Consider the following 24565-nt stretch of genomic DNA (forward strand, 5'->3'; position numbering starts at 1 on the left):
CTCGACGGGCGGTACGGGCGGCGCCCCGCGCGCCGGCCCGGCCAGCGTACGACCAGCCGTTACCGCCACGGCCGCACCGGGGTGTCGGGGTGGTACACGCGATAGCCGTCGACCTCCCGTACCGGCGCGGCGTCGGGCCGGTCGCCGAGCAGCCGCCGCAGCCGCCGCTCCATCGGCGAGTCGACCTCCACGACGTAGCCGGGTCGCTCGGCCCGCCCGACCTGCCGCCAGTAGGGCAGGTAGCGGTTCTGCCCGGGGGACAGGTCGGCGTCGAGCACCCCGCAGACCACCGTCTCGTCCGTGTTGAAGATCAACCGGTTGCAGGTCCAGTAGTCCCCGTACACCTCGTGGGGGCCGTTGGCGCGCAGCGCGGAGGCCAGCTGCCGGGCCTGGCGCTCCTCGGTCCGGGACGCCTGCACGCCGCTGGTCGCGAAGAGCACGGTGATCACCAGCATGGTCGCGGTCAGGGCGGCCAGCGCGGCGGTTGCCAGCGCGCCGGTGAGCCGACCGAGCGCTCCGACCGTCCCTCGCCAGCAGGCGACGGCGGCCGCCCAGAGCGGCCAGAGCACCGCCGGCAGCGACAGTTGCAGCACCGACAGGTAGCGGGCGTTGTCCAGCGGGCTGGTCGCGGCGAGCGGGCTGCGCACGTACGACAGCAGGGTCAACGCGGCGCCGGCGACGAGGGCGAGCTGCACCACCGGCCGGACCCGCTCCCCGCGCGGCGCGCCCGCGGCCCGGCGGTACGCGAGGACCGCGAGCACCGCGGCGATCGCCAGCAGCACCGGGTAGAGCAGCCCGAACCACTGCTGCCAGCGGCCGCAGCCGTCCACCGGGCAGAGGCCGTGCGCCAGCGGCACCCCCTCCAGCAGGCCGCCCCGGATCCGGTCCGACCACGGCGGCATCGGGCCCGCCTTCGTGCTGACCTCCCGGAACACCGACAGGGAATCCTCACCGGGCGCCGCCCGCAGGTTGTCCCACAGCATCGGAGCCACCCCGACCACGACGCCCGCCACCAGCAGCAGGCCGGACCAGCCGAGGAGTTCCCGCCGCACCGCCCACACCAGCGCCAGCCCGGCCACCGCCAGGTAGGGCAGGATCAGCCAGTCCGACCAGGCGGCCAACCCGACGAGCAGGCCGAACAGCGCGACGGCGAGCCGGCGGCGGCGGACCGTGCCGGCGGCCAGCCCCATGGTGATCAGCAGCATCAGCAGCACCGCCGGCTTCACCTCGGGCCGTCCGCCGACCACGGTGAGCTGGTCGCGCACCACCCGCTCCGGCCCGAGCGCCAGCAGACCGACGACGAACGCGGCGAACCACGGCGTGCAGAGCCGCCGGGTCAGCCGGTAGATCAGGTAGAGGAAGACCGCGTACAGCGCGAGCATCGGCAGCCGCAGCACCGGCCAGCTCGGCCCGGCCACCGCGACCAGCGGCGCGGCCAGGTACGACTCCAGCATCCCCATGTAGTGCTGCCCGTAGAGGAAGACCGGGCGTTCCCGGCCCTGCCCGATGTGCAGCGCGGCGAGACCGAAGGTGGCCTCGTCGCTGTTCGACACCGGCACGGTGTACAGCGTCAGGACCAGCCGGTACACGACCCCGGCCAGCCCGAACAGCAGCGCCACGAGCGCCGGTCGGTCGAGTCGCGGGCGCCACCGCCCACGGTCCTGCTCTGGTGTCGACACGACCACGCCCCCGTCGTCGTCCCGACCGGAGTGTTTCACGGACGGCGGGGTGGTCGGGGTGGTTCGCGGCAGACGGGGTCGGCTCGCGTGGCCGTGGTCGTCGACGTGTGGCAGGGTTGGCGCGTGCCACCCACTCCCGCCGGCCAACTGGCCGTTCCGAACCTGCACCGGGCCGCGCGGATCGAGGACGCCGTGCACCAGCTCGTGGAGCGTCGGTTGCGGCGCACCGGCTGGCGGATGAACATCATCGCGTACACCGGCTACGGCTCCCCGGGTTGGGTTCGGGTGATGTGCCGGGTGCTGCTCGGCCGGCCGGACACCCGTCAGCGGGGCCGGTTGGACAAGGTCCGCGGCTGGCGCAGCTTCACCACGCTGCCGGCCAAACACGTCACCGTGACCATCGAGGCCGGCGGCGTGCGGCACGAGACCCGGGCCGACCGCAGCGGCTTCGTCGACACGCTGGTCGAGGCCGACCTGCCACCGGGCTGGGGTACGGTCCGGCTCAGCGTCCCGGACGCCGAACCGGTCGACGCGCCGGTGCGCATCCTCGACCCGGACGTCAGGTTCGGCATCCTCTCCGACATCGACGACACGGTGATGGTGACGGCGCTGCCCCGGCCGCTGCTCGCCGCGTGGAACACGTTCGTGCTCGACGAGCACGCCCGGGCCGCGGTGCCCGGCATGGCGGTGCTCTACGAACGGCTGGTCACCGCGCACCCCGGCGCGCCGGTCTTCTACCTCTCCACCGGTGCGTGGAACGTGGCGCCGACGCTGACCCGGTTCCTGTCCCGGCACCTCTACCCGGCCGGGCCGTTGCTGCTCACCGACTGGGGCCCGACGGCCGACCGCTGGTTCCGCAGCGGCATGGAGCACAAGCGGGTCACCCTGGCCCGACTGGCCCGGGAGTTCCCGGAGGTGCGCTGGCTGCTGGTCGGCGACGACGGCCAGCACGACCAGGAGATCTACCGGGAGTTCGCCGCCGCCCACCCGGAGAACGTCGCCGGGGTGGCGATCCGCCGGCTCTCCCCGACCCAGTCGGTGCTGGCCGGCAGCCTGCCCGCCCCGGCCGGCCGCCCGTCGGCGGGACCGGTGGGGCAGAAGTGGCTCTCCGCACCGGACGGCGCCGGCCTGTGGCAACTGCTGCGCGACGCCGGCCTGGTCTGACCCGCGCAGCGGGCGGCGTCAGCCCTGGCGGAGCCAGATGACGCCGAGCGGGGGGACCTGGAGGGCGGCGGAGGCCACCATCCCGTGCCACGGCACGTCCTCGGCACGCACCTCGCCCAGGTTGCCGACCCCGGACCCGCCGTAGTGCTGCGCGTCGGTGTTGAGCACCTCCGCCCAGGTGCCACCGGCCGGCAGCCCGATCCGGTAGTCGTGCAGCGGCTGGGCGGAGAAATTCGCCACGCAGACCAGCGTCGAGCCGTCCGGGGCGATCCGGATGAACGACACGGTGTTGTTGGCGACGTCGTCACCGGCGATCCACCGGAACCCGGCCGGCTCGGTGTCCTGCGCCCAGAGCGCCGGGGTGTCCCGGTAGACCCGGTTCAGGTCGCCGACGAGGCGCTGCACCCCGGCCCGGGCCGGGTCGTGCAGCAGGTACCAGTCGAGGCCGCGCTCCTCGCTCCACTCCCGGTCGTCGGCCAGCTCGGAGCCCATGAAGAGCAGCTGCTTGCCGGGGTGCGCCCACATGTACGCCAGCAGCGCCCGCACGTTGGCCAGCCGCTGCCAGGTGTCGCCGGGCATCTTGCCGGCCAGTGAGCCCTTGCCGTGCACCACCTCGTCGTGGCTGATCGGCAGCACGTAGTTCTCGCTCCAGGCGTACGCCAGGGAGAAGGTGAGCTGGTGGTGGTGGTGCTGGCGGTAGATCGGGTCCTTCGAGGTGTAGAGCAGGGTGTCGTGCATCCAGCCCATGTTCCACTTGAACCCGAAGCCCAGCCCGCCATCGGCGGTGGGTCGGGTCACCCCCGGCCAGGCGGTGGACTCCTCGGCGATCATCACCACGCCGGCGTGGTGCTTGTAGACGGTCGCGTTCACCTCCTGCATGAGCGCGATGGCCTCAAGGTTCTCCCGGCCGCCGTACTGGTTGGGCGCCCACTCGCCGTCCTTGCGGGAGTAGTCCAGGTAGAGCATCGAGGCGACGGCGTCCACCCGCAGCCCGTCGACGTGGAACTGGTCGCACCAGTAGAGCGCGTTGGCGACGAGGAAGTTGCGGACCTCGCGGCGGCCGAAGTCGAAGACGTACGTGCCCCAGTCGGGGTGCTCGCCGCGCCGCGGGTCGGCGTGCTCGTAGAGCGGGGTGCCGTCGAAGCGCGCGAGGGCCCACTCGTCCTTGGGGAAGTGCGCCGGCACCCAGTCGAGGATCACGCCGACGCCGGCGGCGTGCAGCTCGTCGACCAGGTGCCGGAACTCGTCCGGGTCGCCGAAACGGGAGGTCGGCGCGTAGTAGCCGGTCACCTGGTAGCCCCAGGAACCGCCGAACGGGTGCTCCATGACCGGCAGGAACTCCACGTGGGTGAAGCCCAGCTCGGTGACGTACGCGGTGAGCTGCTCGGCCAGCTCGCGGTAGCCCAGCCCGGGCCGCCACGAACCGAGGTGCACCTCGTAGACGCTCATCGGCTCCTGGTGCGGCTGCCGCTCGGCCCGGCGGGCCAGCCAGTCCGCGTCGGACCACCGGTAGGTCGAGTGGTGCACGACCGACGCGGTGGCCGGCGGCACCTCGGCGTACGCCGCGAGGGGGTCGGCCTTGTCCCGCCACTGCCCGTCGGCGCCCAGCACCCGGTACTTGTAGCGGGAACCGACGCGGGCGTTGGGGACGAACAGCTCCCACACGCCGCTGGAGCCGAGCGAGCGCATCGGCCAGCCGTCGTCGGGGCCCCAGCCGGTGAAGTCGCCGACCACCCGCACCCCGCGGGCGCTGGGCGCCCAGACGGCGAAGGCGACACCCTCGTCGAAGACCCGGGCGCCGAGCGCCTCCCACAGCCGCTCGTGCCGGCCCTCGCCGATCAGGTGCAGGTCCAGCTCACCGAGGGTCGGCGGGTAGCGGTACGGGTCGTCGTGCACCGCGCCGTCCACCTCGACCCGGTAGTCGAGCACCGTGCCCTCGACGTGGCTCTCGAAGACGCCGGTGTCGTGCACCCGCTTCATGGGGTGCCGCTCGTCGTCGAGAAGCAGCACGACGTCCTGGGCGCCGCGTCGCATCGTGCGGATCGTCGTCCATCCGTCGGCGGGGTGCGCGCCGAGCAGCGCGTGCGGGTCGTGCGTCACGCCGGTGATCAGCTGGTCCATCGGGCGTCCTTCGGAGCGGGAGCGGTCGGCGCGGTACCACCGGACAGGTCGGAGGGGACGTCCGCGACGGTGAGCGTGGCCGGGACGGTCGCGGCGGGCACCGGTGTGCTGGGCACGGTCGGCCGACGCACGGTGAGCACGTGCGCCGGTTGCAGGTACGGGTCGAGCCGCACCGCGTTGCGCTGACCCCAGTCGTAGCTGGTGCCGGTCAGCTCGTCGTGCACGGTGAACCGCTCGTGCCAGTCGAAGCCGAGGGCGGGCATGTCGAGCGTGGTGTTGCCCCACTGCACGACACGCGGGTCGAACGAGCAGATCACGATGACGGTGTTGCCCGTCTCCGGGTCGTGTTTGGACCAGCACAGCAGCGCCGGGTTGTCGATCTCGTGGAAGCGCAGGTTGCGCAGCTGGTGCAGGGCGGGATTGTCGTGGCGTACCCGGTTGAGGGTGGCGAGGAAGGGCGCCAGCGAGCGGCCCTGCGCCTCGGCGCCGGCCCAGTCGCGGGGGCGCAGCTCGTACTTCTCGTTGTCCAGGTACTCCTCGGCGCCGGGGCGTGCCACGTGCTCGAACAGCTCGTAGCCGGCGTACAGGCCCCAGGAGGGGGAGAGCAGCGCGGCCAGCACGGCCCGGATCTTGAACATGGCCGGGCCGCCGTGCTGCAACGACTCGTGCAGGATGTCCGGGGTGTTCGGCCAGAAGTTCGGCCGCATGTAGTCGGCCGCCGCGAGCAGCTCCTCGCAGTACTCCCGCATCTCGGCCGCCGTCGTGCGCCAGGTGAAATAGGTGTACGACTGCGTGAAGCCGATCTTGCCGAGGCCGTGCATGATCGCCGGCCGGGTGAACGCCTCGGCCAGGAACAGCACGTCCGGATCGACCTTCTTCACCTCGGCGATCAGCCAGTGCCAGAAGTCGAACGGCTTGGTGTGCGGGTTGTCCACCCGGAAGATCCGGATGCCCTCGCCGACCCAGTGCAGCACCACCCGCAGCACCTCGGCCCGGATGCCCTCCGGGTCGTTGTCGAAGTTCACCGGGTAGATGTCCTGGTACTTCTTCGGCGGGTTCTCCGCGTACGCGATGCTGCCGTCGGCACGGGTGGTGAACCACTCCGGGTGCTCGGTGACCCACGGGTGGTCCGGCGCGCACTGCAACGCCAGGTCCATCGCCACCTCCAGGCCCTGCGCGGCCGCCGCTTCGATGAAGGCCCGGAAGTCCGCCGGCGTACCCAGGTCGGGGTGGATGGTGTCGTGGCCGCCCTCGGCGGCGCCGATCGCCCACGGCGAGCCCACGTCGTCCGCCCCGGCGGTGAGGGCGTTGTTGCGGCCCTTGCGGTTGACCCGGCCGATCGGGTGGATCGGCGGCAGGTAGAGCACGTCGAAGCCCATCGCGGCGACCCCGGGCAGCCGCTCGGTGGCCGTGGCGAAGGTCCCGGAACGGGCCGGAGCGTCTGCGCTCGCCAGCACCGCCCCCTCCGAGCGGGGGAAGAACTCGTACCAGGAGGAGAAGAGCGCCCGCTGCCGGTCCACCCAGAGGGAGTACGTCTCACCGGCGGTCACCAGCTCCCGCACCGGGTGGTCCCAGAGCAGGTCGGCCAGGGCCAGCGCCGGGTCGACCCGCTGCGGTAGCGGCAGGTCGGTGTCGACCAGCGCGGTGAGGGCATCGGCGACCCGGGGCCGGTCGGCGGTCGGCACCAGGTCCCGGGCGGCGGCGAGCACCCGCGCACCCTCGGCCAGGTCGTTGGCCAGATCCTCCGGCCCCTGCCCGGCGGCGACCTTCTTGGTCACCGCGTTCTGCCAGGTCAGGTACGGGTCCGCGAACGCCTCGACGGAGAACGTCCAGGTGCCGACGGCGTCCGGCCGGATCACGGCGTGCCAGCGGTCCTGCCCGGGTTCACCCGGACGCATCCGGGTGAACGGCCGCTGCGCGCCGTCCGGGCCGGTCCAGACCACGTTGCAGCCGAGTGCGTCGTGCCCCTCCCGGTAGGCGCGGGCCGACACCGGAACTGGTTCGTCGACCACCGCCTTGGCCGGGTACCGCCCGCACGAGACGACGGGGGAGACGTCTTCGATCGGGAACCGTCCAGTCACCCCGCCAACCTACTGCGCGAGATCCGTTCGCGCGCGGCCAAGCCTGCCGGTCCGCCCCACACGCGGTGCCGCGCGACAAGATCCGCACACTTTCGGGGAAGTTGCTGCCTCAGGCGTCGTCGACGCAGCAACTTCCCCGAAGTTGTGCGGATCTTCGGGGTGCCGGTCTGGTGGTGTCGGGCGGTCCCGTGGTGTCAGGAGGTCCGTGGTGTCAGGCGGATTGCCCACGGTCGGACGGTGGCCGCGCGCCCCAGCCGGTGTTCGTCGCCCGCCAGGACGGCCAGTCCTGTGGCCAGGTGTCGGGCCAGTTGTCGACTCGGCCGGCCGGCACGATCCCGGCGGGGTTGAGCGCGTCTCGGGCGACCCGTTCGGCGATCTCGCCGATCTCCACCGCGGTCAGCGGCGCCCACCAGCCGAACCGTTCGAGCGCTCCGTCGACCACCGCCTGCGCTTGTTCCGACGGTATGCCGGCGGCGGTGAGGAACCACCGCAGGGTGAGCTCGCAGTTTCCCTGCCAGCCGTCGTCGTCGACGACGGGGGCGGCGACAAACGCCATCAGCTGTGCGACGGCGACCTCCCAGGCGGCGACGACGTCGGTCGCGCCGGCGGCCCGCGCCGGATCGAGCGACGGCAGCAGGTGGTCGAAACGCTCAGCCAGGCTCTCCAACCAGCGCCGCCAGGCCAGCAGCGAGTCGGCGACGAACGTCGGCGCGTCAGCCGGCGTCGGGATGCGGTCGGTCACGAAGCCCGCATGCTCCCTCTCCCAGGGCCCCCAGTGCCAGCGGTAAGCCCACGGGCCGTACCGGTCGGACAGGAGAACGCTGACGGAGTCGACCCAGGCGGAGGCTTCTGAATACCCGACCCACCCGCCCTCACCGAAGGTCGGCCGGGCAGGCGGCGGAGGCACCAACGTCCGGACCGCCACCGACATCTCGACCGGGTCGAACGGGTACCGCGCTGGGTCGACGTCCGCCCACGTCTCGAGAAGATGTCTGTTCGACCCGTCGTCCGCCATGGCTCCGCATCGTGGCAGGCGGCCATCCCAGCGTCGAGCCAATACCCGCGAGTGGTGGCCCAGGGAGTCAGGCTGGCGGCTCCGCAGCCACGAACGACCCCTTGCCCTGGTGCACCTCGATCCAGCCCCGCTCATCCAAGATCCGCAGGGCCAGCCTGATGGGTGTGTCGCTGGCTCGGTACTGCTCGCCGAGTTCCGCGATGGATGGCAACTTGCCGCCGGGCTGGAGCGTGCGCCGGACTGGATCGAGCGGATCACGTCATCGATGAGGCACAGTTGGACGAGCGTTTGCCGGATGGGCCGCTGCCGCCCGCGTACCCCGTTGCCGGCGCGCGGCCACCGCAGCCGGACGGGGATCGGGTGCCCGGTCCGGCCCGGCCGACGCGGGCGCCGCTCACCCGGCGGCAGTACGCCTACGGCATCGCGATCGCGGTGGTCGTACTCGTGCTGTTCGTGGTTGGGGTCCTGCGGTGAGCGCGACGGGCCGGCGGTGAACGAGCTGCCGGTGGGTCGCCGGGTCGCGCAGTGGCGGGTACGGCGGAACATGACGCAGCAGCAGTTCGCCGACCGGCTCGGCAAGTCGAAGAGTTGGGTGGACAAGGTCGAGCGTGGGGTACGCCGGTTGGAGCGGGTGTCCAACCTCCGGGAGGTCGCCGAGACGCTCCGCATCGACGTGGAGGTCCTGTTGGCGGCCCGGCCCGTGCGGCCGACTCCGGTCGCCGCCGGGGTGGACGGGGTGCGGACGGCGCTGGCCCGCTACCACCTGCCGGGCGCGGACCGACCGCCGCTGGTGGAGGAGTTGGGTGCTCGGCTGGAGCATGCCGAGCAGAGCTGTCGGCACGCCCGGTACCCGGCCTTGCTGGCACTGCTGCCCGGTCTGCTCGACGCCGTCCGCGAAGCGCAGGCCGTTCGCGCCGGCGCGGCGGACGCGCTGCTGGTGTCGGTGTACGCACTCGTCGCGCTGGTGTTGGTCAAGGTCGACCAGGGGGAGTTGGCCTGGCTGGCCGCCGACCGTGGAATGACCGTCGCCCTGGCGACCCCCGACCCGCAGGTGGCCGGCGTCGCGACCGTGTCACTGAGTCAGGCCCTGCGATGTCGTGGTCGGCGGCGTTCCGCCCTGGACGCCGCGCTCGCCACCGCAGAGCGCATCGGTGTGCACGATGGGCCCCTGGCCAGCGCGCTGCGCGGGACGCTGCTCCTTCAGGCCGCGCTCGCCGCCGCAGGCGGGGGAGACGAATGCCTCGCCCGCCAGTCACTCGACCAGGCCGCGACGATCGCCCGAGACATTGGCCCGGATGACGGCGGAGGTGGCGCTGGGTCCGGTGGCGCTGGGTCCGGTGGCGTTGGGTCCGGTGTCGGGGGTTTCGGTCGGGCGGCGGTTGAGGCCGCCCGGGTGGTTGAGGCCGCCCGGGTGGTTAGGGCCGCCCGGGTGGTTGCCGACGCAGCCCTCGGCGACGTCACCACGGCGACCGCCCGACACGAGCGGCTGGTGGCTGGCGACGAGTGGCGGTGGCTGCCGCCCGAGCACCGGCCGCGTACCTCCTTGATGTGGCCCGCGCGTGCGCCCTGGCCGGCGACATGCACCGCGCGGGCCGGGCGGTGCTCGACGCGGAGCGCACCGTCCGCGGTGAGGTGCACGACCGGCCCGCGGTACGGAAGTTGGTCGCTGTCGTGTGGCGGTCCGCCGACGCGCCGGCCGGCCTGGCCCAGCTCGCCGCCACCCTTCGCGTCACGTGACGCACGCCCACGAACGGGCTGCCCCCGCGATGTCGGCACCGCGTCTCGGACCCGGAAGGGACCGGATCAGCGCGACCCACGAACGAGGCAGGCGACAGGACAATCCAGCAGCGACCAGCGACCAGCGGCCGACTCCGTAGCTGGCTATCTGCGGAGGTGGTAGTGGTTGTGGCGGGGGACCTGTTCGGGGTCGAGCCAGGCCGGTGGGATGAACTCCGGATGCCCGTCGCCGCCAAGCTGGACGACCCAGTCGCCGTGGTGCACGTGTCGGTGGTGGTGGCCGCAGAGCAGCACGGCGTTGGCCAGGCAGGTGGTGCCGCCGTCGGCCCAGTGGCGGATGTGGTGGGCGTCGCACCAGCGCGGTGGCCGGTCGCAGCCGGGGAACGCGCAACCCCGGTCGCGCAGCACCAGGGCGCGTCGCAGCGGGCCGCTGATGAGGCGGCGTTGTCGGCCGACGTCAAGGACCTGGCCGGCGCCGCCGAGCACAGCCGGCAGGATGCTCGCGTCGCAGGCCAGGCGGCGCACGGCTTCGGGGGTGAGGTGCGGGCCGATGTCGAGGACGCCGGTGCCCAACTGTCGGGTCAGCCCGTCGTAGCCGGTGGTGACGACGACCTGGGCGACGTCGCCGCCGTTCCCGGGTAGCTCACCGCTGCGAAGGGCGAGCCGGCACACGTCGGCCAGGGCATCGTGGCGGCGTTGCCCCGGGGTGCGGGCGTCGTCGGGCCCGGTGGGCGTGGTGAGCGGGTCGATGGCGGCGCGCAACGCGGCGGCGGCTTCGGAGTCGAGGATGCCGGACAGGCGTAGCCGGCCGTCGGTCTGCTCGCTGATGGTGATGTGCCGGTCTCGGGCGGCCCGCGACTCCTGCGCCCGCAGCGCCGCCTCGGCGGCGGCATCGGCGACGTCCGGGGCGACGTGGTCGAGGATGCGGGTGCCGAGCTTGCGCAACAGGGCGGCGTCGAACTGCGTCGCCCAGTCGACGAGGACACCGACGGCCTTGTCGGCGGCCACCGCGCCGGCGCTGGCGTGGACGGTTTCGACCGTGGTGGCGATGACCCGGATCTGCTCCACGTCGACCGACCCATCGGCCAACGCGTCCCGCACGCCGTTCGGCGCGGCGTCGAGCGTCGCGGCCAGCTCGACCAGGCGACGGGCGACACCGACGCCGAGCCGCAGCCGGCCGCGCAGCCACACGGCGGTCGAGGACGCGCCCTGTGCCGTCGCGGTGCCGCGACCGTCCAGCTCCCGCACGAGGCTCAACTTGACCGCGGCCAGGCGCTGCTCCAGGCGATGCGTCGCATCCAACACCGCCACGAGATCGCGCTCGTTGGCAGCACAGACGGACGTGTCGAAGCAGGCCGCAACTGCGGTCTCGGCCTGCTCCAACGCATCGATCACGATTGGAGACTAGAACACCTGTACGACAATTTCCGGCCCGGTTGTGCGGTGCGGTCGAAGCGGACCACGGAGCCGAGGGTGACGTAGCCTCCCGCCATGATCGAACGCGTAAGAGTCGCGGTTGTCGGGGTCGGAAACAACACGTCGGCACTGGTGCAGGGGCTTGCTCTGCACCGCCAGAGCGGCAGCCTGGTCGGAATCCGCAGGCCGATGATCGACGGTCTCGGGGTGGGGGATGTCGACGTCGTGGCGGCCTTCGCCACCTCCGAGGAGAAGATCGGTCGGGACCTGACCGAGGCGATCTTCCTAGCGCCCAACAACTTTCCTCGGCTGAACTGTGACCTGCCCAGAGCGGGTGTGCCGGTCACGAAGGGCCTCGTCGACGCGACCGAGGTGCAGCGGGTGGCGGCGTCGCTGGCAGGGGCGGAGGTGCTGCTCTACTCGGCGCCGAGTGGCCGGCCAGAAACCGCCCAGGCGTACGCCGAGGCAGCCCACACAGCGGGTGTCGCCTTCATCAACACGACCTCCGACCCGGTGGCCCGCGATCCCCGCTGGATCGACAGGTTCGAGGGCGCCGGCCTGCCGCTGCTCGGCGACGATCTGGCCAGCCAGTTCGGCACCTCGGTGCTGCACAACGCGCTGCTGCGGCTCCTGAAGGAGCGGGGCCTCACCCTGGTCAGCTCCTACCAGGTCAATCTGGGCGGCACCGAGGACTTCCGCAACCTGGTCGAGAACCCCAACACCAAGAAGCAGTCCAAGCTCAACGCCCTGTCGGGGGCGGACAGCGTTGAGGTCGCCCCGCTCGGGTACCTGCCGCATCTCGCGTCGCAGAAGGTGGCTCACCTCAACCTTGAGGCGCAGGGCTGGGGTGAGACATCGGTGAGCCTCGACGTGAAGCTCAAGGTGCACGATCCGAGCGGTGCCGCCGGCGTCAACATCGACCTCATCCGCATCGCCGCCAGCGCGCTACGGAACGGCCGTGGTGGTCACTGCGCCGAGGCGACCTCGTTGCTCAAGTCGCCGCCCGGAACGGCGATCTGAGGCGGGCGCTCTCCGCCGCCGAGCAGGGGTGGTCTCCCTCAGGCCGCGCCGACGGAGCGGTAGATCTCCAGGGTCTGCCGGGCGATGGCGTCCCAGGAGAAGTGCTGCACCGCGCGCCGCCGGCCGGCCAGGCCGAACCGCTCGGTGCGCGCCGGATCGGCGAGCAGCGTGTTGATCGCCGCTGCCAGGTCGGTGACGAACTTCTCCGGCTCCAACGGGGTCCCGGACCCGTCGGTGGCCTGCTCGATCGGCACCAGCAGGCCCGTCTCGCCGTCGGCCACCACCTCGGGAATGCCTCCGGTGGCGGTCGCGACCACCGCCGTCTCGCAGGCCATCGCCTCCAGGTTGACGATGCCCATCGGTTCGTACACCGACGGGCAGACGAAGACGGTGGCGTGGGTGAGCACCTGGATCACCTCGGGCTTGGGCAGCATCTCGGCCACCCAGACCACCCCGGAGCGGTTGGCCCGCAGCTCGGCGACCAGCCCCTCCACCTCGGCGGCGATCTCGGCGGTGTCCGGTGCGCCGGCGAGCAGCACGAGCTGGGTGTCCGCCGGCAGCTCCCGGGCGGCCCGCAGCAGGTAGGGCAGCCCCTTCTGCCGGGTGATCCTTCCCACGTACACGACGCTGGGTCGGGCCGGGTCGATGCCGAGCCGGTCCAGCACGTCGGTGCCCTGGTCCGGGGCGTACTGGATGGTGTCGATGCCGTTGTAGACCACCCGGACCCGGCCCGGGTCGACCTGGGGGTAGGAGGCCAGGACGTCGTTGCGCATCCCACCGCTGACCGCGATCACGGCGTCGGCGGCCTCCACCGCCGTGCGCTCGCACCAGGAGGAGAGCGCGTAGCCGCCGCCGAGCTGCTCGGCCTTCCACGGTCGCAGCGGCTCCAGGCTGTGCGCGGTCATCACGTGCGGCACGCCGTGCAGCAGCTTCGCGGTGTGCCCGGCGAGGTTGGCGTACCAGGTGTGGCTGTGCACCACGTCGGTGCCGGCCGTGCCGGCGGCCATCTCCAGGTCGACGCCCATCGTGCGCAGCGCGGCGTTCGCGCCGGTCAGGCCGGGCGGTTCGGGGTACGCGGTGACGCCCGGCTCGGTGCGCGGCAGACCGAAGCAGTGCACCCGTACGTCGGTGAGGCGGCGCAGCTCCCGGGCCAGGTACTCGACGTGCACACCGGCGCCGCCGTAGACCTCCGGCGGGTACTCGCGGGTGAGCAGATCGACGCGCAGGGATCCGGTGGCCGGGGAGGAGTCGGTCATGTGCGCACCCTAGTGCAGAAGTGTCCCCGTACGAGTGGTGAAGTGGGACGAGGGTGGATAGCGTCGGGGCATGGCTGCCAAGGTGCTCGCGATCGTCCTGGCGGGTGGGGAGGGCAAGCGCCTGATGCCACTCACCACGGACCGGGCCAAGCCGGCCGTCCCGTTCGGCGGGATGTACCGCATGGTCGACTTCGTCCTCTCCAACCTGGCCAACGCCGGCTATCTCAAGATCGTCGTGCTGACCCAGTACAAGTCCCACTCCCTCGACCGGCACATCACCAAGACCTGGCGGATGTCCACGCTGCTCGGCAACTACGTCACCCCGGTGCCCGCGCAGCAGCGTCGTGGCCCCTGGTGGTTCGCCGGCTCGGCCGACGCCATCTACCAGAGCTTCAACCTCATCAACGACGAGCAGCCGGACTACGTGATCGTCTTCGGTGCCGACCACATCTACCGGATGGATCCGCGGCAGATGGTGGAGGACCACATCGCCTCCGGCGCCGCCGTGACCGTCGCGGGCATCCGCCAGCCGCTGTCGATGGCCGACCAGTTCGGCGTCATCGAGGTCGGCGAGGACGGCCGGCGCATCCGGGCGTTCCGCGAGAAGCCCACCGACGCGGTCGGCCTGCCGGACGCGCCGGACGAGATCTACGCCTCGATGGGCAACTACGTCTTCACCACCCGGGCGCTCTGCGAGGCGGTGGAACGCGACGCGGAGGACAAGACCAGCAAGCACGACATGGGCGGCAGCATCATCCCGATGCTCGTCGAGCGGGGCGAGGCCAACGTCTACGACTTCCGCGACAACGAGGTGCCGGGCAGCACCGACCGGGACCGCGGCTACTGGCGGGACGTCGGGACGCTCGACTCGTTCTACGACGCGCACATGGATCTCATCAACGTGCATCCGGTGTTCAACATGTACAACTTCGACTGGCCGATCTACACCGAGCAGCCGCCGTGGCCGCCGGCGAAGTTCGTGCACCAGTGGGGTGAGCGGGTCGGTCGGGCGGTCGGCTCGATGGTCTCCCCGGGGGTGGTGATCTCCGGCTCGCTCGTGGAGAACTCGATCGTCTCGCCGAAGGTGCGCGTGCACTCCTGGGCGCACGTCGAGGGCTCGGTGCTGATGGAGGGCGTCGAGATCGGCCGGCACGCGGTGGTCCGGCGGGCCATCCTGGACAAGAACGTGTTCGTCCCGGAGGGCGTCGAGATCGGCGTCGACCTGGAGAAGGACCGGCAGCGCTACACCGTCTCCGACAACGGCATCGTGGTGATCGGCAAGGGCCAGAAGGTCGAGCCGTGACCGCCCGTACTTTCCCCAGGAGGATCCCGCAGTGACCCATCCCCGTGCCGGCCAGCCCGCCGAGCCCGCCGACCTGGTGGACGTGCCGCGCCTGGTGACCGCCTACTACGCCGAGCATCCGGACCCAGCGGACCCGGCGCAGCAGGTCTCCTTCGGCACCTCCGGCCACCGCGGCTCCAGCCTGCGCAACGCGTTCAACTCCGACCACATCCTGGCGGTCACCCAGGCGCTGTGCGACTACCGCCGGGAGCAGGGCCTGGACGGCCCGCTGTTCCTCGCCCGGGACACCCACGCGCTCTCCGCGCCGGCCGCGGTGGACGCCCTGGAGGTGCTCGCCGCCAACGGGGTCACCGTGCTGGTGGACAGCCGCGACGGCTACACCCCCACCCCGGCCCTGTCGCACGCGATCCTCACCCACAACCGGGGGCGCACCAGCGGGCTCGCCGACGGCATCGTCATCACCCCGTCGCACAACCCGCCCGACGACGGCGGCTTCAAGTACAACCCCACCAACGGCGGGCCGGCCGACACCGACGTCACGCGGTGGATCCAGGACCGGGCCAACGCGATCCTCGCCGCCGGGCTCAAGGAGGTCCGCCGGATCACCCACGCCCGGGCCCGGGCCGCGGACACCACCGGCGAGTACGACTTCCTCGGCAACTACGTCGACGACCTGCCGGCGGCCATCGACATCGACGCCATCCGCGACGCCGGTGTCCGGATCGGCGCGGACCCGCTGGGCGGGGCCAGCGTGGCGTACTGGGGCGAGATCGCCGAGCGGCACCGGCTGGACCTGACGGTGGTCAACCCGACGGTCGACCCGACCTGGCGGTTCATGACCCTGGACGGCGACGGCAAGATCCGGATGGACTGCTCCTCGCCGAACGCCATGGCGTCGCTGATCGCCGCCCGCGCCGACTACCAGATCTCCACCGGCAACGACGCGGACGCCGACCGGCACGGCATCGTCACCCCCGACGCCGGTCTGATGAACCCCAACCACTTTCTGGCCGTGGCGATCAACCACCTGTTCCGCACCCGCACCAACTGGGGTCCGGCCGCCGCCGTGGGCAAGACGCTGGTCTCCTCGTCGATGATCGACCGGGTCGCCGCCGACCTCGGCCGGCCGCTGCTGGAGGTGCCGGTCGGCTTCAAGTGGTTCGTGCCCGGGCTGCTCGACGGTGCGGTCGGCTTCGGCGGCGAGGAGAGCGCCGGCGCGTCGTTCCTGCGCCGCGACGGCTCCACCTGGACCACCGACAAGGACGGCATCCTGCTCTGCCTGCTCGCCGCCGAGATCCTCGGCAGCACCGGGCGCAGCCCGAGCGAGCACTGGGCGGAGCTGGCCGAGCGGTTCGGCGCGCCGGCGTACGCCCGGATCGACGCCCCGGCCACCCGGGAACAGAAGGCCGTGCTGGGCAAGCTCTCGCCGGAGCAGGTCGGCGCCACCGAGCTGGCCGGTGAGCCGATCACCGCGACGCTGACCACCGCACCCGGCAACGGCGCGCCGATCGGCGGGCTCAAGGTCAGCACGCAGTCCGGCTGGTTCGCCGCCCGCCCGTCGGGCACCGAGGACGTCTACAAGATCTACGCCGAGTCGTTCCAGGGCCCGGACCACCTGTCGCGCATCCAGCAGGAGGCCAAGGACCTGGTCGACGGCGTGCTCGCCAAAACCTGACCCGTCCGCCCCCACCCCCACCGCGTTGATCATGAAGTTGTTGCCGCGACACGCCGAGCCGGACGGCAACAACTTCATGGTCAACTGGGACGGGGCGGGGCCGGGCGGGGCGGGGCCGGGCGGGAGGGGTTGGGGTGGTCAGCAGGGTGGGGGTAGTTCGCGCTGGTGGCGCTGGAGTTCCTGCGGTAGCAGCTCACGGAGCTGCTCGGGCAGGAACGGCAGATCGAGCAGGCTCATCTTCAACTGGTTGCGTTCCTGGTAGCGCAGCGGGTCGAAGCGGACCACCAGGCCGGCGTTGCGGCGGTAGCTGATGTCCACCGCCCCCTCGGTCGCCGCGTCCCGGAACACCAGCCCGTCCATCTCCACCGCGACCGCCGCCGAGTTGGCCTCCAGCTCCAGACGGATCTTCTCGTCCGGCGACAGCACCACCGACCGGGAGATGCCAGCCATCGGCGCCGACGGGGTCACCACCACCACGTCCGCCGCCGGGGAGATCAGCGGGCCGCCGGCGGCGTAGCTGTACGCCGTGGAGCCGACCGGCGTGCTGACCACCACGGCATCGCAGCGGTAGTAGCCGTACTCCTGGCCGTCGACCGCCAGGGTGGCGGTGACGAAGCCGGAGCCGGGCTGGCGCACCAGCGCGATGTCGTTGAACGCCACGACGTCGTCGCCGCACACGTCGCAGGCCAGGCAGGCGTGCGACTCGATGGTGAAGTCCTTCGACAGCAGCCGGCTCAGCGCGTCGGGCAGTTCCGGCGGCTCGATCTCGACGAGGAAGCCGAGCCGGCCCAGGTGTACGCCGAGCACCGGCTTCGGGTCGAGGATGGCCGAGCGCAGCGCTCCCAGCATCGTGCCGTCACCGCCGATGCTGATCAAGGCATCGGAGCGGCTGGCCACCTCGGCCGCCGGCACCGGCTCGACGCTGGCGGGCACGCGGTGCTTGTCCTCCGCGCGCACCATCAACGACTTGTGGTGGCGCGCCGCCCACCGCTCGATGATCCCGACCACCTCGGAAACATCCCGGGTGGGGTGCAGCACCAGACCCAGACCCGACACCCGTACAGCTCACCATATCGGCGTCGGCTACGCGCGGCGTACCGGAGAAGGTGCACCGGCGCCCGGTTTCCGCAGCCCGTCCCAGCGCAGGAACAGGGACCGCCGGCGGCTACCCGAGCCGGTCGGTGATGACCCGCGCGATGCGCTCGCCGGCCGTGCCGTCCCACAGCGGTGGAGTGGGCCACACGGCGGGTCGTCCCGCTGCCACCATGCTCGCCACGGTCTCGGCGAGTGCCGCACGGGTGACGAGGCGGTTGGTGCCGTGCGTGATCGTGATCGGGCGCTCGGTGTTGGGCCGCAGCGTCAGGCAGGGCACCCCGAGCATCGTGGTCTCCTCCTGCACGCCGCCGGAGTCGGTGACGACGACCGCCGCGCCGCGTACCAGGCTGAGGAACTCGATGTAGCCCAGCGGGTCGACCACGCGGAGCGCGCGGTGCGACAGCAACCCGGCGTTCTCCAGATGGACCCGGCCGCGCGGGTGCAGCGGCAGGATGACGGGGAGCTGGTCGGCGACGGCGTGCATCGCCTTCACGAGATCGACGGCGTCCGCCGCGTCGTCGACATTTCCGGGCCGGTGCAGCGTCGCCACGATGTAGCGGTCCGGCAGCGAGAGCGCGGTACGGATGCCGGCGACGTCGAATCGGTCGAGGTTGGCGAGCAGAGTGTCGATCATCGGGTTGCCGACCAGGTGGACCTTCTCGGCCGCGATCCCCTCCTGCCGGAGGTGCGACGTGGCGTCGGGGCTCGTGGCGAACAGCACGTCGGACACGTGGTCGACGACGATGCGGTTGATCTCTTCTGGCATGGATCGGTCGAAGCTGCGCAGGCCCGCCTCCACGTGCGCGACGGGCACGCCGAGTTTCGCCGCGACGAGGGCCGCGGCGAGCGCGGAGTTGACGTCGCCGTACACGACGGTGAGCGCCGGACGGGTCGCCAGCATCAACTCCTCGAGACCGGTCATGACGGCCGCGGTCTGGCTCGCGTGGCTTCCCGAGCCGACGCCGAGGTTGATGTCGGGCTCGGGCAGGCCCAACTGGCGGAAGAAGACCTCGGACATCCGCTCGTCGTAGTGCTGTCCGGTGTGGACGAGACGCTGCCGGACGCCGTGCCGGTCGAGCGCGCGGATCACGGGTGCCGCCTTGGGGAAGTTGGGGCGTGCACCCGCGACGTGCAGAACGGCGTCGGCCGGCATGTGTCTCCTCGTGGAATTCGACGCGAATCTGAGGGGGCGCGCCAATAGTACAAGTTATCCAGTTTGATGCATCTAACCTCTATAGAATGTCGAATGACGGATGAGCCGCGGTGTGCGCTGCCTCAGGGGCAACCTGCCGCGTGAGCGATGTTCTTACTCCCCGAAGGCAGGCAGGCCCCCGTGAAGCAGATCGTCCAATCCGTGTCCGCCGGCGAGTTGAGGATTGTGGAGGTTCCGCAGCCCGAGCCGGGCGCCACCGAGGTGCTCGTTGCCACGCGCAGGTCGCTGCTCTCCGCCGGGACCGAGCGCGCGGTGCGCGAGCTGGCGTCGGCGAGCCTGCTGGCCAAGGCCCGGGCGCGGCCGGATCTGGTCCGCCAGGTCGTCAACAGGGCGCGCACCGGGGGAGTCCGCTCCACGATCGCCGCCGTACGCAGCCGGCTCGACGAGGACATGCCGCTCGGGTACAGCGCGGCGGGTGTCGTCGTCTCCGCCGGCACCGCGACCGACGGCATCCGGCCGGGAATGCGCGTGGCCACCGCTTCGGTGGGTCACGCCGAGTACCAGGCGGTGCCGGGTCTGCTCGCGGTGCCCGTCCCGGAGCCCGTGTCGGATCAGGCTGCCGCCTTCGGCGCGGTCGCGGCCATCGCGCTACAGGGACTGCGTCAGGCCGAGGTGGGTCTGGGTGGTTCGGTCGCCGTTGTCGGCCTCGGCCTCGTCGGGCAGCTGACGGTACGCCTGGCGCTCGCCTCCGGGCTCAACGTCATCGGCATCGACCTGCGCCAGTGGACCGCGGACCTGGCCGGGGGTGGCGGCGCGGTTGGGCTGGTCGAGGCCGGTGCGGCCACCACGGAGCAGATCATGGAACTGACCCGGGGTCGGGGCGTCGACGCTGTGCTGATCACGGCGGCGACACCCTCATCGGAGCCGGTCGCGCGCAGCGCCGAGATCGCCCGCGACCGCGCCAGGCTGGTGGTGGTCGGTGACGTCGGACTGGAACTCGACCGCCGGCGGTTCTACGAGCGAGAGCTGGACCTCCGGTTCGCCCGCAGCTACGGGCCCGGTCGCTACGACCGTGCCTACGAGGAGTGGGGCATCGACTATCCGGTCGGCCACGTGCGCTGGACGGCGCGGCGCAACATCGAGGCCTATCTCGACCTGGTCGCCAGTGGCCGGGTCGCGGTCGACGACCTGGTCACGCACGTCTTCGACGTGGAGAACGCCATGGCGGCGTACGAGGTGCTGGCCTCCGACCCGCGCTCGCTCGCGGTGCAACTCAGCTATTCCGCTCCCGCGCAGCCGTCCCGACGCGCGATCACCATCAGGCCGCGTCGCAACTCGGTGTCGCCGCGCGCGGGGCTGATCGGCGCCGGGAACTACGCCAAAGCGACGTTCCTGCCCGCGCTGAAGGCGGCGGGCTGGGCGGACGATCTGGTCGCCATCACGTCCGCCAAGGGCCTTTCCGCGCGCCACGCCGCCGAGCGCAACGGCATCGCCGTCGTGGCGCCGACCGCCGAGGATCTGCTGGCCCGCGACGACGTCGACGTGGTGTTCGTCCTCAGCCGCCACGATTCGCACGCCGACCTGGTGGTGCGGGCGCTCGACGCCGGCAAGCACGTGTTCGTGGAGAAGCCACTCGCCCTGACACAGGACGAACTCGATGACGTCACGGCCGCCTACGACCGCAACTCCGGCCACCTGTTCGTCGGCTTCAACCGCCGCTTCGCGCCGATGGTGGTGCAGGCGAAGAAGGTCCTGGAGGCCGGTTCCGGCCCGGTGACCATCGCCTACCGGGTCAACGCCGGGTCGCTGCCCGACTCGCACTGGTACCACGATCGGCGCCAGGGTGGCCGGGTGCGCGGCGAGGTGTGCCACTTCATCGACCTCGCGTCGTGGCTGGTGGGCGAGCAGCCGCGCGTCGTGCACGCGTACGGCAGTGGTCGCGGCGAGCCGGGGCTGGAAGAGGACGTGAGTGTCCTGCTCGGATACCCGGACGGCTCGACGGCGACGATCACGTACTGCACGCGCGGGCACCGGCGTACCTCGAAGGAACGCCTGGAGATCCTCGGCCGCGGGCACACCGTGGTGATCGACGACTTCCGGAGCCTGGAGATCGACGGCCGGGACGTGAAGCGGGCACCCGCCGGCAAGGGGCACCAGGAGTTGCTCACCCACGTGCGTGGGGTGATCGCCGGCAACGCGCCCGACAAGCTGGAGCTCGAAGCGTCGCTGGGTACGACGAGAGCCGCGCTATCCGCGATCGCTGCCCTGGCGGGCATCCAGGAGCACCCGTCGCGGGTGCCCGCGCAGGTGGACGCGGAGACCAGCGTGAGCGCCGGGTTCACGTCCTGATGCGGTGAGCCGAGCCCGGCGGGCGCGCACGCGAACAGCGTCCCCGCCGGGCTCGGTCTCTGCCGCGGGTTACCCGGGTGCCCGGGAGGTGCCCGGCACGGCGGTCAGCGCGGTGCCTCACCCGCGTCTACCAGAGGGGCGAGCAGGCGCCCAAGGGCGTGGGCCATGGCTGTGCGGGACTGGTTCTCCCGTATCCAGTGCCGGCCGGCCGCGCCCATCTTCGCCAACTCGTCCGGGCTCGCCTGGACCAGCTGGCCGAGACCGTGGGCGAGGTGGCCAGGCGGGGTCACGTACCCGGCGTCGGCACCCATGACGAGGTCACCGACGGTCCCGGGACTGTTGGTGACGATCGGAAGCCCGGCGGCCATGTAGTCGAACACCTTGTTGGGGCTGACCCCGGCGCGGAACAGCTCGACGTCGGCGAGCACGTGCACGCCGACGTCCGCGGCGTGCAGCAGGTCGGGGATCTCGGTCTTCGGCACCGGGTCCAGGAAGCGGACGTTGGGAATGCCGAGCGCCGCCGCCTGCAGGCGCGGCTTCTCCACACCGGACCCCACCAGCACGACATCGATCTCCGGCACCGCCCTGGCGGCGGCCAGGAGCAGGTCCAGTCCGTTGGCCGGACCGTGCGCCCCCGCGTAGACCGCGGTGCGGCGGGTGAACCCGTAGCGCCGCCGCAGCTCGACGCGGTCGGCGCTGGGCACGAAGTCGTCCGGGTCGGCCGCGTTGGGGATGAAGACGATCTTCTCGGGTGGCACGCCCTTGTCCTCGATGGCCGTCCGTACGCCCGGCGCCATGATCACCACGCGATCGGCGCGCCGGTACAGGAACCGCTCCAGGCGTTCCAACGTCCGGTACGCCAACGACGTCTCCGACAGCGTTCCCATGTCGACGAGCACCCGCGGCCACAGATCCCGGATCTCCAGGACGAACGGTGTGCGCCGCAGCGCCGCCACGACGCAGCCGGAGAGACCGGCCAGCAGGTGCGGCGAGGACGCGTACACGACATCGGGGCGGGGCTGCCGCAGGCCGGCCACCGTCGCCGTCACCGCGTAGCTGGCCCAGTTGAGCACCCGGCCCAGGCCGTTGCCGCGGTACGGCGTCACGGCGACCGGATGGAAGCCCGGCTCCGCGTCCTGCGGCCGGCCGCTGATCATGTTGCGGCGACCCGCGATGATCACGTACGACCAGCCGGGCAGCCGGCTGAACAGCTCGACGTGCCGGGTACCGCCCGGATGGCCCGGGGGCACGGCGAAGTGGTTGAGGACGAGAACTCTGCGGCGCGTCATCGTGGTGCTCTCACGTGATGGACTTCCCCTGACTCGAGGTGGGTGACGGTGAGGGAGGCGCCGGTGTCGCTCCAGGCCACCTCGAACCGGAGACCGTCGAGTGCGTCCGGTTCGGGCCGCGACCCGGGTACGCTGCCGAGCCCCCAGACAGCGGTGTCGGCCCGGCTCTCGACCGTGAGCCACGTGGCCGGCTCCCAGCGCCCGTACGTCCGGCTGTGCCAGCCCGCGAACGGCGTCGACCGTCCGCGCACCGGCTCGTACCCGTCCAGCCCGAAGAGGCCGAGCTTGCTGCCGCCAACGATGAGCGTGTCGCTGTCCACCGTGACGTCGGGGTGCAGGGGGACCGTGAGCGACCAGGTCCGGGCGGCTGTCGGTGGGTCGGCGAACTCGACAACCGCCACGTACTCGTCGGCCACCACGACGGCGCGGCCGACGCGCACGGGGCGTTCACCGCGCGCGTACGCGTCGTGCCAACCGAAGACGATGGTGCGGTCCGGCAGGACGAGCGGCGGCCCGAGGTGACCGCGTGCGGTGTTGAGCCAGCGGAACGCCCGGTGCGGGACGAGCTGGTCCTGCCCGTCCGGCCGGCGCACGGGATGCGCGGCGGAGGTGCGCAGGCCGTTGCGGACCTCCAGCGGCCCGTTGTAGGTGCCCGTGCCCGGGTCGGCGATCAGCCACCGGCCCGCGTGCTTGATCCAGACGGAGGTCAGGTCGGCATGGCCGTGCGAGGGGCCGCCGTCCACCTTGAACCAGACCCGCCACGGCCCCCGGTCGACCAGCGCGATGCCGCCGGAGGTCGACGGCACGGACCGGGCGCGGGTGAACGGCCCAACCCCGTTCGGTGTGGCGTCCTTGCAAGGTGTGGGCGCGTACCACGCCAACTCGTCGAAGGCCGAGTACCACTGTGCCGGCAGCTGCTCGCCGCACAGGGCCAGGCCGAGCGCGGTCGAACCGGCCACGTCGAGCGGGTCGCCGGAGGACGCGAGCACGCGCCCCTCGTCCCAGTCGCCGTACTGCGGGATGTCGCCGTCGAACACGCCGAGCCGAGCAAGGTGCAGGCTGGCGGCGTGCAGATCCCGGTGTACGGCCGGCGGCGCGCCGCCGAGCAGCACCCGCACGATGAGCATTTCGAGGACGAAGCGGTGGTACGACAGTGAATCCTCGATCATCCGACCGTCGGGTGCCATGTGCCGGCGTTGCTGAGCCGCGAACATCCGCTCGCCCGTCCGCGCCCACCACCCTGCGCGCCGGGCGGTGGGAAACATGCGCGACAGCAGGATCAGCCCCAGTGCGTCGCCGAGCATGTGGTTGTTGCGCATGCTGCTCACCGTGTAGGGCAGCTCGACCATCAGGTGCCGGGCACTGGCCAGCAGCAGCTTCTCCATGGCGGTCACCACGTCGCGGGGAAGCCGCTCGCCGACCAGCGTCAGGATCTGGTTCCAGCCGATGGCGCGCAGCGCGAGTTCGAGGCTGGAGTACCAGTTCACGCCCTGCTCCGGCGGGGACTCCACACACCAGGACCGCAGCAGGTCGGTGAGCCCGTCCCGCCACGGCCCCGACGGGTCGAGGCGGGCGGCGCGTGCCAGGACGACCAGGTCGCGGTGGCGTGCCGCCTCCCAGGTGTGCTTCACGTCCGACAGCCGAGCCTCGGAGCGGATGTCGATCCGCCACCACGGTTCGCCGGCCGGCCACTGCCGCCCGGTCAGCGGGTCGGTGCACCACGGCGCCGACACGCCGGTCGGCACCCGGCGCCCGAAGACCCGTAGCCCGTCGCGCAGCACGTCGCCGGCGTCGTCCAGGCAGCGCTGCGCCGCCTCGTCGCTGACGGGACCCGCGCTGGTCATCGGCACCAGAGTGGCCGGGCGGTGCCGTTGCGTCCGGCCGCCGAACAGCACGGCGTGGAACCCGCTGCGCTTGGATGCCTCGTACGCCGCGCGCAGCGGCGTCGACAGGCCAAGGGCACGCATGTCCACTGCGATCGCACGTGGGTCGATCTTCACCATCAACTTCCCCCTGGGCATGGCGACGGAGGCGTTCGCGGTCTGCGGGAACTCGAGGTTGGTCGCGGGCGAGCTCAGCGCGGCTCGGCGCAGTGAGAGCCGACCATATCAGGCCAATCATCCCTGTTAGGGCAAATTCGTCCTCACTGTGACCTCTTGTCCATGAAGCAGAGACTACGGGGGCAACTAGGCCCTTTCGTACGTTCCCTGGG

At 71.9% G+C, this 24565-nt stretch carries 18 protein-coding genes; 7 read left to right on the plus strand and 11 right to left on the minus strand.

What is annotated here, in order from left to right; translation table 11 throughout:
* Window positions 1-59: 59 nt before the first annotated feature.
* Entirely contained in the window at window positions 60-1718 is a 1659-nt protein-coding gene (locus tag ACTWLT_RS28950; RefSeq protein WP_445321093.1) for an ArnT family glycosyltransferase, read from the minus strand.
* Window positions 1719-1802: 84 nt separating this feature from the next.
* Here ACTWLT_RS28950 and ACTWLT_RS28955 point away from each other — a divergent pair, with 84 nt between their 5' ends.
* A complete protein-coding gene (locus ACTWLT_RS28955; protein WP_252419947.1) occupies window positions 1803-2843 on the plus strand; it encodes an App1 family protein phosphatidate phosphatase in 1041 nt (346 codons plus the stop codon).
* 18 nt (window positions 2844-2861) lie between these two features.
* Here the strand turns inward: ACTWLT_RS28955 and glgB are convergent, their stop codons facing one another.
* From glgB to ACTWLT_RS28975, 4 genes are all read right to left on the minus strand, one after another.
* The gene (gene glgB / locus ACTWLT_RS28960) at window positions 2862-4964 is read right to left on the minus strand and encodes a 1,4-alpha-glucan branching protein GlgB (RefSeq protein WP_445321094.1); all 2103 of its coding nucleotides are present in this window, start codon (window positions 4962-4964) and stop codon (window positions 2862-2864) included.
* Window positions 4952-7045 carry an alpha-1,4-glucan--maltose-1-phosphate maltosyltransferase gene (locus ACTWLT_RS28965; RefSeq protein WP_445321095.1) on the minus strand — a complete coding sequence of 698 codons (2094 nt, stop codon included), beginning with the start codon at window positions 7043-7045 and terminating at the stop codon, window positions 4952-4954. Before ACTWLT_RS28965 ends, glgB begins: the two co-directional genes overlap by 13 nt.
* Before the next feature lie 211 nt (window positions 7046-7256).
* The gene (locus tag ACTWLT_RS28970) at window positions 7257-7787 is read right to left on the minus strand and encodes a hypothetical protein (RefSeq protein ID WP_445321096.1); all 531 of its coding nucleotides are present in this window, start codon (window positions 7785-7787) and stop codon (window positions 7257-7259) included.
* Between the two features lie 340 nt (window positions 7788-8127).
* Window positions 8128-8271, minus strand: coding sequence for a GntR family transcriptional regulator (locus tag ACTWLT_RS28975; protein WP_445321097.1), 144 nt, complete (start codon window positions 8269-8271; stop codon window positions 8128-8130).
* Window positions 8272-8336: 65 nt separating this feature from the next.
* On the opposite strand from ACTWLT_RS28975, the gene ACTWLT_RS28980 reads away from it, so the two are divergent.
* Window positions 8337-8534: a hypothetical protein gene (locus ACTWLT_RS28980; RefSeq protein ID WP_445321098.1), complete on the plus strand. Its 198-nt coding sequence runs from the start codon at window positions 8337-8339 to the stop codon at window positions 8532-8534.
* Window positions 8535-8550: 16 nt separating this feature from the next.
* Complete coding sequence (locus ACTWLT_RS28985) at window positions 8551-9960, plus strand: helix-turn-helix domain-containing protein (RefSeq protein WP_445321099.1); 1410 nt, start codon at window positions 8551-8553, stop codon at window positions 9958-9960.
* Here the strand turns inward: ACTWLT_RS28985 and ACTWLT_RS28990 are convergent.
* Entirely contained in the window at window positions 9942-11192 is a 1251-nt protein-coding gene (locus ACTWLT_RS28990; protein ID WP_445321100.1) for an HNH endonuclease signature motif containing protein, read from the minus strand. The two genes, ACTWLT_RS28985 and ACTWLT_RS28990, sit on opposite strands and share 19 nt — an antisense overlap.
* 96 nt (window positions 11193-11288) lie before the next feature.
* Here ACTWLT_RS28990 and ACTWLT_RS28995 point away from each other — a divergent pair, with 96 nt between their 5' ends.
* Window positions 11289-12233 carry an inositol-3-phosphate synthase gene (locus ACTWLT_RS28995; RefSeq protein ID WP_445321101.1) on the plus strand — a complete coding sequence of 315 codons (945 nt, stop codon included), beginning with the start codon at window positions 11289-11291 and terminating at the stop codon, window positions 12231-12233.
* Between the two features lie 38 nt (window positions 12234-12271).
* Here ACTWLT_RS28995 and glgA read toward each other — a convergent pair whose 3' ends face one another.
* Window positions 12272-13489 (minus strand): glycogen synthase, encoded by a 1218-nt coding sequence (gene glgA, locus ACTWLT_RS29000; protein WP_445321102.1) that lies wholly within the window; start codon window positions 13487-13489, stop codon window positions 12272-12274.
* Between the two features lie 70 nt (window positions 13490-13559).
* Between glgA and glgC the strand changes: the two genes are divergently transcribed.
* Both glgC and pgm read left to right on the plus strand, forming a co-directional pair.
* Entirely contained in the window at window positions 13560-14792 is a 1233-nt protein-coding gene (gene glgC, locus ACTWLT_RS29005; protein WP_252419952.1) for a glucose-1-phosphate adenylyltransferase, read from the plus strand.
* Between the two features lie 31 nt (window positions 14793-14823).
* Window positions 14824-16467, plus strand: a complete 1644-nt coding sequence (pgm, locus tag ACTWLT_RS29010; protein WP_445321103.1) for a phosphoglucomutase (alpha-D-glucose-1,6-bisphosphate-dependent) — start codon at window positions 14824-14826, stop codon at window positions 16465-16467.
* A gap of 138 nt (window positions 16468-16605) precedes the next feature.
* Here the strand turns inward: pgm and ACTWLT_RS29015 are convergent, their stop codons facing one another.
* A complete protein-coding gene (locus ACTWLT_RS29015; protein WP_445321111.1) occupies window positions 16606-17514 on the minus strand; it encodes an NAD(+)/NADH kinase in 909 nt (302 codons plus the stop codon).
* Between the two features lie 118 nt (window positions 17515-17632).
* Window positions 17633-18715, minus strand: coding sequence for a non-hydrolyzing UDP-N-acetylglucosamine 2-epimerase (gene wecB / locus ACTWLT_RS29020; RefSeq protein WP_445321104.1), 1083 nt, complete (start codon window positions 18713-18715; stop codon window positions 17633-17635).
* A gap of 180 nt (window positions 18716-18895) precedes the next feature.
* On the opposite strand from wecB, the gene ACTWLT_RS29025 reads away from it, so the two are divergent.
* The gene (locus tag ACTWLT_RS29025; protein ID WP_445321105.1) at window positions 18896-21064 is read left to right on the plus strand and encodes a bi-domain-containing oxidoreductase; all 2169 of its coding nucleotides are present in this window, start codon (window positions 18896-18898) and stop codon (window positions 21062-21064) included.
* Between the two features lie 104 nt (window positions 21065-21168).
* Here ACTWLT_RS29025 and ACTWLT_RS29030 read toward each other — a convergent pair whose 3' ends face one another.
* Together ACTWLT_RS29030 and ACTWLT_RS29035 are read right to left on the minus strand one after the other, a co-directional pair.
* Window positions 21169-22353 (minus strand): glycosyltransferase family 4 protein, encoded by a 1185-nt coding sequence (locus ACTWLT_RS29030; RefSeq protein WP_445321106.1) that lies wholly within the window; start codon window positions 22351-22353, stop codon window positions 21169-21171.
* Window positions 22350-24320: a heparinase II/III domain-containing protein gene (locus tag ACTWLT_RS29035; RefSeq protein ID WP_445321107.1), complete on the minus strand. Its 1971-nt coding sequence runs from the start codon at window positions 24318-24320 to the stop codon at window positions 22350-22352. The genes ACTWLT_RS29030 and ACTWLT_RS29035 overlap by 4 nt, the downstream gene beginning before the upstream one ends.
* Between the last annotated feature and the right edge of the window lie 245 nt (window positions 24321-24565).

The organism is Micromonospora yongxingensis (genome assembly GCF_052601155.1).

Excerpts from the sequence above, each read along its gene's own strand:
- glgB (WP_445321094.1), bottom strand. The coding sequence starts at position 4,964 with ATGGACCAGCTGATCACCGGCGTGACGCACGACCCGCACGCGCTGCTC.
- ACTWLT_RS28995 (WP_445321101.1), top strand. The coding sequence starts at position 11,289 with ATGATCGAACGCGTAAGAGTCGCGGTTGTCGGGGTCGGAAACAACACG.
- glgA (WP_445321102.1), bottom strand. The coding sequence starts at position 13,489 with ATGACCGACTCCTCCCCGGCCACCGGATCCCTGCGCGTCGATCTGCTC.
- glgC (WP_252419952.1), top strand. The coding sequence starts at position 13,560 with ATGGCTGCCAAGGTGCTCGCGATCGTCCTGGCGGGTGGGGAGGGCAAG.
- wecB (WP_445321104.1), bottom strand. The coding sequence starts at position 18,715 with ATGCCGGCCGACGCCGTTCTGCACGTCGCGGGTGCACGCCCCAACTTC.
- ACTWLT_RS29030 (WP_445321106.1), bottom strand. The coding sequence starts at position 22,353 with ATGACGCGCCGCAGAGTTCTCGTCCTCAACCACTTCGCCGTGCCCCCG.
- ACTWLT_RS29035 (WP_445321107.1), bottom strand. The coding sequence starts at position 24,320 with ATGCGTGCCCTTGGCCTGTCGACGCCGCTGCGCGCGGCGTACGAGGCA.